The organism is Flavobacterium sp. I3-2, assembly GCF_013389595.1.
Classification (GTDB): domain Bacteria; phylum Bacteroidota; class Bacteroidia; order Flavobacteriales; family Flavobacteriaceae; genus Flavobacterium.
This window is the reverse complement of sequence record NZ_CP058306.1, coordinates 1,427,226-1,444,357: the sequence shown is the minus strand read 5'-3', so window position 1 is coordinate 1,444,357 and position 17,132 is coordinate 1,427,226. Positions and strand designations below refer to the sequence as shown.

Below are 17,132 nucleotides of genomic sequence, written 5' to 3'. Positions count from 1 at the left end.
TAGCAAAGTTAGATTTTTTTTCGAATAATTAAGTTTGTTTATAAAAACAAAAAAAGGACGTCGATTGACGTCCTTTTAAATTTATTTAAAAAACTAGTTATTAATAACCAGGATTTTGTTGTCCTTTTATAATAGGGTTTGAATTTAATTCCGAAGTTGGTATTGGTAAAGTCATTCTATGATCTGTTACAGGCAAACCTGCTGTTGTACCATTAACAATAGCATCTTTAGAATAACGTTGGAAACCAGGAGAACCTGCTTTAGCACCAATACGCTTCATATCTAAATAACGATGTCCTTCAAAAGCAAATTCAACTCTTCTTTCAGCAAGAATAGCTTTCCAAGCTTCTTGAACATTGGTAAAAGGAGCTTGACGAACTAAAAGTGAACGATCGTGAGAACGATTTGCTCTCAAAAAGAAAAGAATTCCTTCAACACTATTACCATTTTGACCATCTGTATATAATGAATTTATAGATGTAGCTGTTGAATTAATTTCTCCAGCATTAGCACGTGCTTCAGCAATTGCTAAATAAATGTCTGCCGAACGCATTACTGGAATATTATTTTGCAATGGCAAACTTTCACTTCTTTTACCTAAATATTTACCAATAAACAATTTATCCTTCGCAACATATTCTGCTTGAGGTAAAGTTTCGTAATCAGCCATTGCAAAAGACCCTCTATATTGAGGACTATTTACATTAGAAACAGCACCTGGTTGATTAAGATACAATACGTTTACCTCATAACGAACGTCATTTCTAGAAACATTAACTTGTTTATTTGTATTAGCAGGATCTAATTTATCCAATTCGTTATATAACGAACGACCCATTTCATAAAAAGGAGATCCATTACTTCCTACAGAAGCAGAATACCAAGCTGAAGCAACAGAAGCATTACCTCTCACACGTTGTAATTGAAAAATTATCTCTTTTGAAATTTCCTTATTATTAAAATAGTCCGCAAAATCTTGAACTGTTCCAATCTGATTTTGAGGAAGAGCAAGAACTGCCTGACCAGATGTGATAACATTAGGGTAATCACCTACCATTGCATATAACTTTGTTCTTATTGCATCCACCAAACCTTGAGTAACATACACACTAGATACTTGTCCTTGAGTAAAATTTAACTCAGCCTCAGATAAATCATCCAAAATAAATTTCTTGATTTCGCTAACAGTAGACCTTCCAATTACTTTTGAATAGTCGTCAGTTTGCATAAAATCAAGCTTCATAATAGAAAGTCCTGAAGGATTAGTATAATTAGGAGTAAAATATGCAAACAATTTGTAATTTGCATAAGCTCTTAATGTTAACAAATTAGCTTTATAATCTTTCAAAAGCTGCAAATCGGCAGCAGATGCAGAAGCCATTAAATCCTCATTAGATTTCAACAATCTATTGATTTGATTAATTACACGGTAATACCCTCCCCAAGCAGAAGAAGCAAATCCATTTCCTGGCTGCATAAGAAAACCATATTCGCCAGAAATTAATCCTTGTCCACCATTAGCTATTCCAATAGCAACTTCGTCAGTAAAAACTGAAACAAACTCAATTTCGCTTTCACCTGGCAATAGAGCATATATTCCCATAAGACCACGTTGAATATCTTTTGGAGTTTTATAAATCTCAGATGGATTAGTGACTTGACCTGGTTGCTCAATGTCAATTGCATCGTTACAAGATGATAATAATCCTGTTAATGCTAATATTAATAATATACCTTTTTTTCTCATTTTAATTTTTTATTAGAATTGAACTTCTACACCAAAAGAAATTGTTCTAGGCGTTGGATATTGCGCCTGATCACTTCCTCTATTACTCTCAGCATCAAAACCTTTCCACTTAGTCCAAGTTAATAAGTTTTCTGCTTGACCATAAACTCTTAAACTAGATAATTTCAATGGTAAAAGATTTTTAGCAGGGAAATTATAACCAACAGTTATATAACGTAAACGTACATAAGAAGCATCTTTTACAAAACGATCAGAAATATTTTCATAAAAAGTATTATTAGCCATTAAACCTGGAATATCTGTATTTGTATTATTCGGAGTCCAAGCGTTTAACAAATCTTTTGATTTATTGAAAGTTGTTATATCATTTGTATCTAAGAAGCTAGAATAGTCATAATCAAAACGGTATGTTTTAAGAGCATATGAAAACTGAGTTGTAACAAAAAATCCTTTGTAATCAAAATCAAATCCGAAACCACCTTGATAAATTGGCATTGAAGATTTATTAGTATATCTTCTGTCTGCATCAGTTGGTGTCTCTGTAGGGTTACCATCCTTATCCATAAACCATAAATTACCGTTTGCTGGATTAACCCCAATATAAGGAACTAAATATAATTGACCTATCATATCACCTTCTCTCATAGTACTTAAACCACTATTCCAAACTACTCCTGTATCACCAGGTAATTTAATAATTTGATTTTTATTATAAGAACCATTCGCATTTAAAGTTAATCTCATATTATCATTCTTAATAACATCTCCTGCGATTAACAGCTCAATACCTCTATTTCTCATACTTCCAATATTAGCTAACAAACCAGTTTGTCCATTGATTGCAGAAATAGGTTTAGTTTGATACAAATCTTTAGTAGTTTTTTGATAAACATCTAAAGATCCACGTAATCTATTTTCAAAAAAACCAAAATCTAAACCAATATTCGCCTGTTCAATTGTTTCCCATTTTAAATCAGGATTTGGCAATTGAGCTAAACCTAAAGACGGATTATTATTATATCCAGCTCCAACTCCATATAGTGTTCTATACAAATTGGCTCCACCAAACAACCCAGAACCTGTAATATCTTGGTTACCTGCAGTACCAAAAGACCCTCTTAATTTCAAATCAGAAACTGCTGTAGCATTTTCCATAAATTTCTCATTGCTAATATTCCAACGAGCCGAAATAGAATAGAAAGTCCCCCAACGATTAGAATCAGCAAAACGGAAAGAAGCATCACGTCTAACTGTTACACCAATACCATATCGAGTATCATAATCATAATCAACATTTCCAAAGTAAGAAAACAAACCTGAAGTTGCTTTACTACCTGAAATTGAAGGAACGTAGAATTCATTATCTTCAGAATAAGGAATCCATCCTGTCCCCGCACCTGGTTGAGAAAAATAAGGATCTAAACCATTTTGAGTTAATGAATTTGATTTATAATGAGCTTTCAAATATTCAATATAAACACCAGCATTAATATTATGTAAACCATAAGATTCAGCCCATTTCAAATAAGAAGTAGAATTAAATGAAAAAGTTTGAGCATATGTTTCACTAGTAAATCCATCAAATTCTTGACCTGTTATATCAGATCCAAAATAAATCGAATTAAATGAATTTGGGTCATCGTAATTAAAAGCATTATTAACTGTATAATCAATACCTATACTTGTACCAGCAGTAAAATTATCTGTTAATTTATAACTAATATTACCTTGAGCAATCATTTTAAATTCATCTTGTTGATATTTAAAATACTGTAATTTATCCATCAACATTAAAGGTGATAATTCTAACCCTCCTCTACCAGAATTAAACATATCAACTAAAGCTTTTCCTGAACCAGGATAATCTCCTGGAGTAATATAAGGTATACCTTGCAAACCTCCCAATACAAAATTAGTATTAACTCCACCAGTTCCTAAACCTGAAGCAACTCTAGACTTAGAATAGTTAGCCGTTACATTTGTTCCATAGTTTATTCTACCATCTTTACTCTTACCATTTAAATTATTTCTAAAATTGAAACGTTTTAAATCTGTATTTTTCAAGATACCTTCTTGATCAGTATATCCCACCGATGTAAACGCGCTCATAGTTTTCGAACCAGAGTTAAAAGACAATGTATGACTTTGGGTAATAGCAGTTCTAAAGAAATAATCTAACCAATCTTGATTTGGTGAATTTTTAATTTCATTTGCTGACCAACTTCTACCTTTAGCTTGATTAGTTTGCTGATAAACACTATTTTCGAAAGCTCTTAATTCAGAACCATTCATTGCGTTGTAATGATTCTTTTGAAGAGTACTCACCCCCGTATTCCCAACATACTTAATAGTTAAATCCTGATCAAAAGCACCTCCTTTGGTCGTAACTACAATCACACCGTTAGCACCTCTGTTTCCATAGATAGAAGTAGCACCTGCGTCTTTCAACACAGTAATATTTTCAATATCATTAGGATTGATACTTCTAAAATTAGCAGACCCCATCGGTACACCATCAATTACAAATAAAGGCTCTACATTTCCGTTGATAGACCCGATTCCTCGCAAAATCACAGTTGTATTACTAGAACCAGGTTGCCCAGAACCAGTACTAATATTTAAACCTGGAACTTGCGCCTGTAAAGTCTGAACAAAAGAAGCATTAGGTCTTCCTTCAATTGTTTTAGAACTTACAGTTGAAGCTGCAATATTTGATTTTGGCTTAGATGTAGTTCTGTAAGCATCAATTACGACACCTGTCAACTCAGTATCTTCATCAGCAACCAATGAAAAATTTAAAACATTAGAAACCCCAACTGTTGCTTTTTGTGTTTTAAATCCTAAAAAATGCACAATTATTTTCTCTCCTTGCGCAGCATTAATAGAGTATTTCCCATTTTCGTCTGTATCAACACCACGTGTTGTACCTTCTACCAAAATGGTAGCCCCTGGAATTGGATCCCCATAGTCTTTTGAAGTTACTACTCCAGTAACAACTTTAGTTTGCGCGAACGAAAACTGGAAAGTCAAAACTGATAACAGTAACAAAATCCAAGTAAACTTTGACTTCATATAAAATTATTTTGAATTAGTTATTCAACAAAACTAACATTTTTTTATAAGATAACAAATTTTTAACACATAAAATATACACATTCAAAAAACTATTATTCAAAAAAAAACTGTCAAAAATTGACAGTCTTTCATTAATCAAGCACATTTACTATTTAATCACAACTTTTCTTGTATCAACATTGCCATTTTTTGTAATTTTAACAACATAAACACCTGCGCTAAATCCAGAGACATTAACACTTGCATCACCATCAAAATTAAACAATGTATCATTTTGAAACACTTTCTTACCTAGCATATCGTAAATTGTAACTTTTGCATTTTCAATAGTATTAAAATCAGCAGAAAAACTCAACACATCAGTAGCAGGATTTGGGTAAATACTTAAATTTTCAAATCTAAACTGCTCTGAAGAGACATTAGGCTCAGCAAACGAAACTATTCCACCCGACACAATCAAAGAAAACTTCTGGTTACCACCTGTCAAACTCCCTTTATGAGTAATCTTAATTCTATACGTTCCTGCTTCTGCTAATTCATCAAAACCTCCAAAATAAACAATTTTTTCAATTGGATCAACATCATTATCTCCTTTAGCCGCGTACAATTGACTAGGAAGCCAAGATTTATTTAATTTATAAGGCAAACCAACAGGTGTAACTAAATTATTATCATTAGGCCCATATATCCTCATATCTAAATCATTAATCAAAACTGGAACGCTTGAATCTGTCGCACTAACCACATTTCCTGGCAAATCAGTCCAAGCCATAGTAGCATATAACTTCTGAGTTCCATCTAAAACTACATCTAAATCATAACTTTGTCCATTTTCAAGTTGCAACTCCTTAAAAACCGCAGTTCCAGCACCTTCAAAAGCGTCCTTCATTATCTTAGCGCCACCTTCTGCATTAATCACACCCCATCCAAAAATTGGACTTGGACCACCTGGAGTTGTATTTAGCACATTTGAATCCCTTAATTCATAAACTCCTGCCTCACTAGCAGTATGAGCCATTAAAGCTTTTAAAGAAGCTGCCCTCATATTTTCTTTTCCTAAAAAAGCATGCAATTCTTTAAAATACTGTTGCCACAAAGCAAAAACACCCGTAACTGAAGGAGCTGCCATCGAAGTTCCATCCATAATTTCATAAGTATTTGTCGATCCAGCACTCGGCATACTTGAAGAATACACATCTACACCTTTAGCAGAAATATCTGGTTTAATTCTAAAATCATCTGTAGGCCCCCATTGGCTAAAACTTGACATTACAGCTGAACTTGTATTTACATATGAGGTAAACCCTTCAATCGCAGCAACAACAACAGCATTTTTAGAAACAGCCGCATGCGTTAATAAGTCATAACCATTTCTACTTGAATTTAAATAAAGACCAGAAAACTTTCTCTCTCGATCATTTCCCGCAGCAATAACCGGTAAATAATTAGGCGCTTCACTAGTCACAACATCAATTTGTCTCGATTCATTAGTATAACGTCCAAAAACACCAGGATTATTAACAAAATTATCATTTCGAGTTCCGTAAGAATGATTAGAAACTAATAAACTAAGAGCTGCCTGAGTTGCCATTTCAGATATATCATTTTGCCAAGTATTAGACCATAAAAAACCTTGAAACGCCAAACCTCTAGCTGAAGATTGACTAGAACCATTTCCAATCATAGTTCCCGAAACATGTGTAGCATGATTTCTACCTTCTTGCAATTCAGTAGCATCTAAACCAGGAATTGTAGTCTGACCATCTTTATTAGTCACTCGAGCAATACCTAAATTAGGATGTGAAGCCTGCGGCTGTCCTCCATCCCAAATACCTAAAGTCATTAACTGCCCTTCAATAGTAATACCTAATGATCCTCCTCCGTATAGATGTTGAGCTCTAGCAGTCTGAACTGAACTTTTTGTTGGAGTATTATTATATGATTTGTAATACAACACTTCTCCCGTTTCTTCATCAACCCCTTTTAAAGAAAACAAACCTCCATCAACATCAATTCCACCGATAGGTAAGTTCATTTCTTTAGCAACCTCTAAGCCTTTAACATAACTTGCCTCAGATTTTTGTTTTAACTCAACAGCTAATTGTTCTAGTTTTTTTAAATCATAATCTTTAACAATTTTTTTTCTCCCTTCTGCAGTTTGAGAATACCCATTAAAAGTCAAAGATCCTGCAAGAACAAGAAAAAATAATTTAGATAATTTACATTTCATTGTATAGATTTTTATTGTTGTTAGAATTATTTTTAATTTACATAAGTTACCAAAGTTATAAAAAAAAAAATTATCTGTTATATTTGTTCAAATTTTTTAACAATGTTGGAATTAAATAAATCGAACTTTAAATTTGAAGCAGGTACCGATGAAGCTGGAAGAGGCTGTTTAGCTGGCCCTGTGACTGCCGCAGCTGTAATAATCAAAGATTCTACTTTTCTTCAAAATGTTAACGATTCAAAACAATTAAACCTTAAAAACAGAACAATCCTTAAAAAACTAATCGAATCAGAAGCAACATTTCATGCTTTTTCACATATTTTTGAAAATGAAATAGATGAGATTAATATTTTAAACGCATCTATAAAAGCAATGCAAGATTCTATTTCGAAACTGGAAATCGAACCTGAATTTATAATAGTTGACGGCAATCGTTTTAAACCATATAAAGAAATTCCTTACGAATGTATAATAAAAGGCGACGCTAAATACCTTAGTATTGCCGCAGCTTCGATTATTGCAAAAACAAAAAGAGACGAATACATGGATTTAATTCATGAAGAATTTCCGATGTATAACTGGAAACAAAACAAAGGTTATCCAACTAAAGAACATAGAAAAGCTATTCTCGAATACGGTCCATGCAAATACCACAGAATGTCATTTCGATTATTACCCAAACAACTAAAATTAGACTTATAAAAAGGTACTATAACATAAACTGTGTAAATAGAAAAAATAATGGGGTTTTAAAACCCCATTATTTTTTTGTTTAAATTTAAATACTACATAGTCTTATGAGAAAAGAAGTTTTATTATCGGATGAATTTTTAAAGCAATTCAAAACAAGCGAAAGACCTAAATGGTTTCCTTGCCCAATTACAAAAACGTGGTTTAAAAGCAATTTAAACGGTGAACTAAATGCACACCTAGGATATGATAAACATGAGAAATCAAGTGTGTCAAATTCTAGAAACGGATATTCTAACTAGAAAGTAAAAATTTCTTTTTGCGAATCTCAAATTCAAGTTCCTAGAGATAGACAAGCTACTTTCAATCCAATGATTGTTCCTAAAAGACAAAACATGGTAGACGGATTAGAGAACGTAATTGTATCTTTATACGCTAAAGGAATGAGTGTTAACGATATTGAAGGACAAATTAGAGAAATGTACAATTTTGATATTTCTACGTCAACTATATCCCGATAACAGAGTCGGTCTCAAATGATATTATAGCTTGGTAAAATCGACCATTAGATCTCGTTTATTTGATCGTTTGGATGGATGATATCGTCTTTAAAGTTCGTGAAGGTTCAAAGGTTACAAATAAGACAATTTATCTTGCTGTAGGATTGATCAGAGATGGTAAAAAAGAGGTTTTAGGTATGTGGTTAGAAAAAAATGAAAGTGCAAGTTTTTGGTTAGGTGTACTAACAGATTTAAAAGCACGCGGTGTGGAAGACATCTTAATTACAGCCACTGACAATTTAAATGGCTTTACTCAAACGATTAAAAATGTATTTCCTCAATCACAAACACAGATCTGTGTGGTTCATCAACTGCGAAGTAATCATGAATTCCGTAATTAAACAATAAAAAAATGAATAAATCATAAATTCAGCACGTTACGTGGTATGGAAAGATAAGAAGGAATTTTCAAAAGATATGAAACAAATTTATGATGCTACAACCAAACAAGCTGCTAAAAGTGCTTTAGAAGATTTTGCAAACAAATGGAGTCATAAATATCCATATGCGATAAAATCTTGGGAAGAAAACTGAGAAGAACTTACGGCATTCTTCGATTTTCCTATAGAAATCAGAAGGTTAATTTACACCATTAATCTAATCAAAAATCTAAATGGTAAGATCAGAAAATACACCAAAAATAAATTATCATTCCCCACGGACGATGCTGTTTAAAATCCGTATATATGGCATTAAGAGAAGCTACCAAAAAATGGTCAATACCAATCCAAAATTAGGGATTAATCCTCAATCAGTTCTTAACTATATTTGAAAAAAGGGTTCAACTTTAATTAAAAGTCAAACCCCATTATTTTAAAACTTACACACTTTTTAGGATAGTGTCTATAAAAAATGAGGTGTAATTAACACCTCATTTTCATTTTAACTAATTCAAAATAATCAATATCCCTCGTTCTGAGTCATTGCACTTGCATTTATTTCTGTCAATGGAATCGGAAAAGCTATCCTAAAATGACCATAAGGATATATTTCTGTCATTCTTGGATTTGAAGGCACAGTCATTCTCAGTCTCATTAAATCATCAAATCTAAATCCTTCAAACATTAATTCTTTTCTTCTTTCTAACAAAACATCATTTAGCGTAGCTGTTGTCAAAGGCGAAACCCCTCTTTCTGCGCGTATCTGATTCAAATAACCAAGTACATTAGCAGGACTAATATGAGCAGAAGCCTCAGCTGCATTTAAAATTATTTCCTCTAAACGCATAACCACAACATTATCGGAATAAGTTGTATACTTACCAACATTTCGCAAATTCGCACCTTCTTGAGCTACAATAGTTAATCTTATATCAGTTGGATCAAATAAACTGGTAACTTGAGATTGTGCAACAATATCTCCATAAGCATTTCCGTTATAAATTTCAAATAAACTTTCATTACCTAAATTATCATTAGAAGGCATTGATAACTCAAAAACAGAATTTACATTGATAATATTCCCTGTAAATTGAGAAGCAAAACTTGCTTCAGGAATAACCAAACCTCCTTCTGCAATAGCGTCATTTGCAGCATCCAAAGCTACTTGATAATCCTCAGGATAAAATGTAGCAAAATATAATGCCACTCGAGATTTTAACCCTAAAGCCATTTGTTTAGTTATCTTAACTTTATTTGTATTAAGCGTTATTAAATCAATAGCTTCATCTAAATCTTGATAAATTAAATTTCTAACCTCGGCAAAAGTTTTTCTAGTAGTATTTACTCCTAAAGCTTCTTCAGAATTCGCAACAGCATATGTTACATAAGGTATAGCCAATGCATTAACACCACCTTGTCCATCTATATGTTGTTGCCCATATAGTTTTAACAAATCAAAATGTCCCATAGAACGAGCTACAAGTGCCTGTCCTTTATAATCATTAATTCTATCCTGATCCCCTACAACTTCATTAGCATTAATAATTAAATTTGCATTTAATATCGTTTTATATATAGCTATCCATGTATCGGCAGAGTAAGCATCTCCTATATTTACGCGCATTTCAGAAACAGTAACAAAACGATTTGAAGAACCTATCGAATAAGCATCATCAGTTCTTGCTTCATTAAAAATGATATAATCTCTACCATAATAAGCTACGTCTCTCATTTTTTTATACATCCCATTCGCTACAAAATCCAAATCAGACTCACTTTTTAATGGTTCAGTATTTAAATCTCTATCTACTGACAATTCAGGCTCTAAACTATCTTTAGAGCACGAAAAAAGAGCCAAAGCTACCATAGAGAATAAACTAATTTTTATTATTATCTTTTTCATACAATTTAAAATTTAACGTTAACTGAAAAAATAATTGATTTTACGGGAGGTGACACAAAGCTTACATATCCGTAAGATCCATCTCCTGCATTTGAACCGACTTCTGGGTCATATTTTAAAGATTTATCTTTTGTCCATGTATATAAATTTGTACCTCTTACAGAAAGAGTCAAACCAGAAATATTAAGTTGTTTTAAATCATTTGAATCAAAATTATATCCAAAAGAAACATCTCTAAGTCTTATATAATCACCATCTTTTAAGAAGCGTGTTGATGGACGATGTGCATCATTACCTCCGAAAGTTAATTTTGGAACATCTGTTACATCACCTGGCTGTTGCCAACGATCGCTAATATAATCTGTTGAATTATAATTCAACAAAGAAGTAGCTGTAGTACCTTGAACATAAAGTCCCCAATCTTCATACACTTTATTTCCTCCTGAAAACACAAAACTTGCACCTGCAAAGAAATTATTAAACTCAACCTGAGTACCAAAACCTCCAGTATAAGTTGGCAAAGCACTTTCACCTATCCAAGCTACTTTTGCATCATTGTAAACATTAGTAGTAGCTCCACCTTTTCCATCTACATACCAAAGTGGGTCTCCTGTTTGAGAATCTACTCCTGCATATTCTCTCATACGCCATTCTCTAAGCATATGTCCTTCTTCAATACCATTAAACGATCCGTAGATAGTCATTTTCTTACCTAATGGATCCAATGGCATCGATATCACTTTATTCTTAACTGTACCTACATTTCCAAAAAGCGTCCATGAAAACTTATCTGTATCGATTACTTTAGCACTAAATTCGAATTCAAGTCCAGTATTTTTCATATCTCCTGTATTCTTAAGAATACTTGTATATCCAGTTGTTTTAGAAATAGGAAAATTCAACAACAAATCTGTCGTTAAAGATTGGTAATATGCAATAGAACCAGTAATTCTATCATTTAAAAACCCGAAATTTAAACCTATATCTGTTTTTGCTACTTTCTCCCAAGTAATTTTATCTCCTAATTGTTTAGGAACAAAGCCAGTTTGTCCATCATATCGATCTGTTTCTAATAAATTTTGATACAAGTTTCTTCCGATACCAGAGTTACCTGAAGTTCCATAAGAACCTCTTAACCGCAAAGTTGAAATTGTTTGATTTTCGATTAAGAAATCTTCATTCATAATATTCCATCCTAAACCAACAGACCAAAAAGTCCCCCAACGATCATCAGGATTAAACTTAGAATTACCCTCTCTTCTAATCGAAGCATCTAACAAATATTTATTTTGAAACGAATAGTTTAACAAACCTAAGAATGATAAATTAGCTTCGTCGTCGAAACGTGCAAAAGCGTTATAATTTGCAGAGGCATTACCCAACATATTAAATCCGACTGGTATATTTTGTCCGTAACCGTATAAATAGTTTATTTTAAGCTTTTCATATTCCATTAAAACTTTCGTGTCGAATTTATGATCATCACCCAAATAAAATCTATAATCAAAACTATTCTGAGTATTATATCTATAAAACGTTTGTGTTGAATTTGATGCTTGACCATCTATACCTTGTCCATCTCCATGAATTGGATTTGCATAATTTCTATAGAAAGCATAAGTAAAATCATTGGAAAATTGAGTAGTGAATTTAAAATTTTCAGTTATTTTATATGAAAGCCTATTATTATTAATAATTCTTATTACATCATTTACATTTATATTATTAGGTAAAGTATATAATGGATTGTGAAGACCCGAAAGATAATCGCTATCTATATTCAATGAACCATCAGAATTATATGCAGGATTCCAAGGACTCATAAAATATCTAATTAAATTAGGATTAGAAAAAAAGGCTCCTTGCTCAAAAATACCTTCCTGCTTAACATTTGAAACATTTGCACTAAAAGCAAAATCAATTCTATCAGACAATTTCCTATCAAAAGTAAACATTCCAGTTACACGTCTAAAATCTGATCCAATAACCGTTCCTTCGGTTTTATTATATCCAAGTGATGCATAAAAATTTGATTTTTCATCTCCACCAGTTGCCGAAAGATTGATAATACTAACTAATGCATTTTTATTTTGCATCATTTTATTCCAATCATTTACAGGCTTTCCTGAATTAATCCAATTTTGAAGAGGCGCCGTTTCAACTGGATAATCAGCTATTAACTGTTGATACACTAAATTAGGATCAAAAGCCCCACCTCCGTTAAAAGTATTATTATAAGCCTCTAAAAGGTAATTGTATTTTTCTTCACCAGACAAACTTCTAGGCCCTTTAACAGCTAAGTTTTGAATACCTACTGAAGAAGAAAACTCATATCTAGTTTGACCAACTTTTCCTCTTTTAGTCGTAATTAAAATTACTCCATTTGCACCTCTAGCTCCGTAAACAGAAGTTGCACCTGCATCTTTTAAAACGGTCATAGATTCTATATCATTACTATTGATAGTTGACAAAGCAGAAAAAGAAGAAGACTCTTTACTATTTCCAGAAAGATTAAAATTATTGACTGGTACTCCATCAATAACAATTAACAGATCATTACTAGATGAAATAGAATTCATACCACGAATACGAATCTGCTGAGACGAACCTGGCGTTCCTGAATCACCTGCAATTTGTAAACCAGCTACTTTACCTTGAAGTGCTTGATCTGCCGAAACCATAGGAGCTTTACTAATTTCTTCTCCTGAAATTTTAACTACATTTCCAGTAACTTCATTTTTATTTTTTTTCTGACCATAACCCAAAATCACAATTTCCTCGAGCATCCCTTCTTCTTCAACTAGATTTACATTTATAATTTTAGAAGTCCCAACTGTTCTTGTCTCGGTTTTCATTCCAATAAAACTAAAAGTAAGAACATCCCCTTTAGTTACTTTTATCGAATAAGCTCCATTTTCATCCGTATTTACACCTTCTTGTGTACTTGAGATAACCACATCAACTCCAAAAACAGGCACTCCTCCAGAAGTTACTTTACCAGAAACAATTTCCTTTTCTTGGGCTAATGAAAACTGAAAACTAAATATTGAACAAATCAACATAAGTTTAAAAATTACATTTTGTTTCATAAACCACTTTTTTATTATTAACAAATTTTAACAAAAAAAATAATAAAAAAAAATTATTTTATTAATTTTTATATATTTAAAAAAATAAAAACCAAAAAAAAACAATAAAAACACATAAATCATATAAAATATAATCAAAAAAACACATCTTTTTTAGATGTGTTTTTTATAAAAAATCATTTTTCTAGTTAATTACACTTTAAACAAATTCATTAAATGCTTTGTGATTTTTTCTTTTACTTCTTGTTCATCGACAAATTTTACACCCAATTCATTATTTAAAGTCGCAACTGCTTTACCACGAATTCCACACGGAATAATATGGTCAAAATAACCTAAATCGGAATTTACATTTAGAGCGAAGCCGTGCATCGTAACCCAACGAGAAGCTCGCACTCCCATGGCGCATATTTTTCTAGCAAATGGTGTTCCTACATCAATCCAAACTCCAGTCTCTCCTTCACTCCTTGTCCCTTTCACACCATATTCTGCAAGCGTTAAAATAATAGCCTCTTCTAAAAAACGCAAATATTTATGAATATCAGTAAAGAAATTTTCCAAATCAAAAATCGGGTAACCTACAACTTGTCCAGGTCCATGATAAGTAATATCACCTCCGCGATTAATTTTATAAAAAGTCGCACCTTTTTCTGCCAATTGCGATTCACTTAATAACATATTCGACATATCTCCACTCTTTCCTAACGTATAAACATGTGGATGTTCGACATAAAGTAAATAATTCGGTGTTTCAATTGTTGTATTGTTTTTTCGGTTTTCAGACTTTATGGACAAAATATCTTGAAATAAAGCTTCTTGAAAATCCCAAGTTTCTTTATAATCTTTTAAACCAAGCTCTTTAACTATAATCTTTTTATTCATTTTATTTAGAAATATCAATTGTATTTGGGATTATTTAAAATAATTAATGCAGCAATTACTCCAGGAATCCATCCTGCTAAAGTCAATAAAAAAACGATAACTATAGAACCACATCCTTTATCTAAAATAGACAAAGGAGGAAAAATAATCGCTAACAAAACGCGCCAAATACTCATTTTAAAAAATTTAACAAAACAAATTTACAATAATTCCTTTGTAAAAGGAGATTTTTAAGCGATTACAATTCCAAAAAATTATATCTTTGCATGTTAAATAATTTTATATTAAAATAATCATGCAACTTTCAGAACAAGAAATCATCAGAAGAGAGAAATTGAGCAAGTTAAAAGAACTTGGCATCAATCCATATCCAGCTAATTTGTTTCCAGTAAATCATACTTCGAAGCAAGTCAAGGAAACTTTTGAAGAAGGTAAGAAGGTTATTGTTGCAGGTCGTTTAATGAGTGTTCGCGACCAAGGAAAAGCTTCTTTTGCAGAATTACAAGATGCTGAAGGTCGAATTCAGTTATATTTAAACAGAGACGTAATTTGTCTTGACGAAGACAAAACATTATACAACCAAGTTTTCAAAAAATTAATCGATTTAGGAGATTTTATTGGAATCGAAGGTGAATTATTCACAACACAAGTTGGTGCAAAATGTATTCGTGTATCAAATATTACGCTATTAAGCAAAACATTAAGACCGCTTCCGCTTCCAAAAGTGGATGAAGAAGGCCATGTTTTTGATGCTTTTACAGACCCAGAATTACGTTACCGTATGCGTTACGTCGATTTAGTTGTAAATCCTCAAGTAAAAGACGTTTTTGTTAAAAGAACAAAGCTTTTCACTGCTATGCGCGACTTTTTTAACCGTGCTGGATATATGGAAGTTGAAACTCCGGTTTTACAATCAATTCCTGGAGGAGCAGCTGCACGACCATTCATCACACATCACAACGCATTAGACATTCCATTATACATGCGTATCGCAAATGAGTTATATCTAAAAAGATTAATTGTTGGTGGATTTGACGGTGTTTACGAATTTGCTAAAAACTTCCGCAACGAAGGAATGGACCGTACACACAATCCAGAATTTACTGTTATGGAAATCTATGTAGCTTACAAAGACTACAACTGGATGATGGAGTTCACAGAGAATCTTTTAGAATACTGTGCGCTACAAGTTAACGGAACTACAGAATCTAATTTTGGAGAACATAATATTAATTTTAAAGCACCATACGCGCGTGTAACGATGACCGATGCGATTAAGCAATTCACTGGTTTTGATATTACGGGTAAATCTGAGCAAGAAATTTTCAAAGCTGCAAAAGCAATGGGAATTGATGTGAACGAAACCATGGGTAAAGGAAAATTAATCGATGAGATTTTTGGTGAGAAATGCGAAGGAAACTTCATTCAACCAACTTTTATTACTGATTATCCAAAGGACATGTCACCTTTAACAAAAGAACATAGAGATAATCCTGAATTGACAGAACGTTTTGAGTTAATGGTTTGTGGAAAAGAAATTGCAAATGCATATTCTGAGCTTAACGACCCAATTGACCAACGCGAACGTTTCGAAGCGCAAATGGCACTTTCAGAACGTGGAGATGACGAAGCCATGTTTATTGACCAAGATTTCTTAAGAGCTCTAGAATATGGAATGCCTCCAACTTCTGGATTAGGAATTGGAATGGACCGATTAATTATGTTCTTAACAAACAATCCATCAATCCAAGAAGTATTATTTTTCCCTCAAATGCGACCAGAAAAACCTGCTCCTACATTTGAGTTATCTGCTGAAGAAAAAATTATCGTTGGCATTCTTGAGAAAAACGAAAACCGTTTTGATTTAGTACAACTTAAATTAGAAGCTGGCTTAAGCGGAAAGAAATGGGATGCTTCAATGAAAAATTTAGCAAAACATGGTTTAACTTCGGTTGAAGTTAACGGAGACAACAAAACAGTTGTTTTAAAATAAATAAAAGCGGACTTCGGTTCGCTTTTTACTTTTAAATATAATCAATATTCCTTGTTATTTTATGTTATAATAACAAAATAAAACAACATATCACACAAAGAAAACAACGTTATCAAAAAAAAATTAAATTTTTAATAAACAATAACACTAATATTCTTTTTTTATTTACAGAAATTGTTTAGTTTTGAAAGTATTAAATTGATTTTAGTCATGAAAAAAATAATATTATCCTTTTTATTTGTTACTTGTTGCGTTACAATGAATGCACAAAACATTATTGACAGAGCTACAATTAAAAGTTCTCCTAATCAAGTAGTAGAATTTTCGGTAGAAGATGTAAAATTATTAAAAGAAAACTTTAATCAAATTTCAGAAAGTCAAGCAAAATTTTTATTTCAGTTATTTGAAATTAAATACTCTGCTTTATCAAGAGATTTAACTGAACAAGAATTAATTGAATTAACCGATTCAATGAAAGCAAGAACCAGAGCTGTTTTAGGAGATGATTTATATCTAGAAATATCACAAAATCAAGAACTTTTTTACAGAATGACTGGTTTAGCCTATTTAGCAAAACAATAAA

At 32.2% G+C, this 17,132-nt stretch carries 13 protein-coding genes and 1 pseudogene; 7 read left to right on the top strand and 7 right to left on the bottom strand.

What is annotated here, in order from left to right; all coding sequences use genetic code 11:
- Window positions 1-100: 100 nt before the first annotated feature.
- From HW119_RS06770 to HW119_RS06760, 3 genes are all read right to left on the bottom strand, one after another.
- Complete coding sequence (locus HW119_RS06770; RefSeq protein WP_177762410.1) at window positions 101-1,747, bottom strand: RagB/SusD family nutrient uptake outer membrane protein; 1,647 nt, start codon at window positions 1,745-1,747, stop codon at window positions 101-103.
- Window positions 1,748-1,759: 12 nt separating this feature from the next.
- Window positions 1,760-4,819: a SusC/RagA family TonB-linked outer membrane protein gene (locus HW119_RS06765; protein ID WP_177762409.1), complete on the bottom strand. Its 3,060-nt coding sequence runs from the start codon at window positions 4,817-4,819 to the stop codon at window positions 1,760-1,762.
- 151 nt (window positions 4,820-4,970) lie between these two features.
- The gene (locus HW119_RS06760; RefSeq protein ID WP_177762408.1) at window positions 4,971-7,052 is read right to left on the bottom strand and encodes a S8 family serine peptidase; all 2,082 of its coding nucleotides are present in this window, start codon (window positions 7,050-7,052) and stop codon (window positions 4,971-4,973) included.
- A gap of 102 nt (window positions 7,053-7,154) precedes the next feature.
- On the opposite strand from HW119_RS06760, the gene HW119_RS06755 reads away from it, so the two are divergent.
- The 5 genes and pseudogenes from HW119_RS06755 to HW119_RS16915 all read left to right on the top strand — a co-directional run bounded on the left by HW119_RS06755 (window position 7,155) and on the right by HW119_RS16915 (window position 8,977).
- The gene (locus tag HW119_RS06755; protein ID WP_177762407.1) at window positions 7,155-7,754 is read left to right on the top strand and encodes a ribonuclease HII; all 600 of its coding nucleotides are present in this window, start codon (window positions 7,155-7,157) and stop codon (window positions 7,752-7,754) included.
- A 95-nt stretch (window positions 7,755-7,849) separates the two neighbouring features.
- Window positions 7,850-8,044 (top strand): hypothetical protein, encoded by a 195-nt coding sequence (locus HW119_RS16930; RefSeq protein ID WP_410503977.1) that lies wholly within the window; start codon window positions 7,850-7,852, stop codon window positions 8,042-8,044.
- Window positions 8,045-8,113: 69 nt separating this feature from the next.
- Window positions 8,114-8,263, top strand: a complete 150-nt coding sequence (locus HW119_RS16925; RefSeq protein WP_410503976.1) for a transposase — start codon at window positions 8,114-8,116, stop codon at window positions 8,261-8,263.
- Between the two features lie 71 nt (window positions 8,264-8,334).
- Window positions 8,335-8,643, top strand: a complete 309-nt coding sequence (locus tag HW119_RS16920) for a transposase (protein WP_410503975.1) — start codon at window positions 8,335-8,337, stop codon at window positions 8,641-8,643.
- Window positions 8,644-8,719: 76 nt separating this feature from the next.
- Window positions 8,720-8,977, top strand: a pseudogene (locus HW119_RS16915) (transposase).
- Window positions 8,978-9,202: 225 nt separating this feature from the next.
- Here the strand turns inward: HW119_RS16915 and HW119_RS06745 are convergent.
- From HW119_RS06745 to HW119_RS06730, 4 genes are all read right to left on the bottom strand, one after another.
- Complete coding sequence (locus tag HW119_RS06745) at window positions 9,203-10,585, bottom strand: RagB/SusD family nutrient uptake outer membrane protein (protein WP_177762406.1); 1,383 nt, start codon at window positions 10,583-10,585, stop codon at window positions 9,203-9,205.
- A gap of 5 nt (window positions 10,586-10,590) precedes the next feature.
- Window positions 10,591-13,674: a SusC/RagA family TonB-linked outer membrane protein gene (locus tag HW119_RS06740; protein WP_177762402.1), complete on the bottom strand. Its 3,084-nt coding sequence runs from the start codon at window positions 13,672-13,674 to the stop codon at window positions 10,591-10,593.
- Window positions 13,675-13,866: 192 nt separating this feature from the next.
- Window positions 13,867-14,556, bottom strand: a complete 690-nt coding sequence (gene lipB, locus HW119_RS06735) for a lipoyl(octanoyl) transferase LipB (protein ID WP_177762398.1) — start codon at window positions 14,554-14,556, stop codon at window positions 13,867-13,869.
- 14 nt (window positions 14,557-14,570) lie between these two features.
- Window positions 14,571-14,732, bottom strand: a complete 162-nt coding sequence (locus tag HW119_RS06730; RefSeq protein ID WP_177762395.1) for a YqaE/Pmp3 family membrane protein — start codon at window positions 14,730-14,732, stop codon at window positions 14,571-14,573.
- Window positions 14,733-14,851: 119 nt separating this feature from the next.
- On the opposite strand from HW119_RS06730, the gene lysS reads away from it, so the two are divergent.
- Together lysS and HW119_RS06720 are read left to right on the top strand one after the other, a co-directional pair.
- Window positions 14,852-16,549 (top strand): lysine--tRNA ligase, encoded by a 1,698-nt coding sequence (gene lysS / locus HW119_RS06725; RefSeq protein ID WP_177762392.1) that lies wholly within the window; start codon window positions 14,852-14,854, stop codon window positions 16,547-16,549.
- Between the two features lie 210 nt (window positions 16,550-16,759).
- Window positions 16,760-17,131: a hypothetical protein gene (locus tag HW119_RS06720; RefSeq protein ID WP_177762389.1), complete on the top strand. Its 372-nt coding sequence runs from the start codon at window positions 16,760-16,762 to the stop codon at window positions 17,129-17,131.
- Window position 17,132 lies beyond the last annotated feature (1 nt).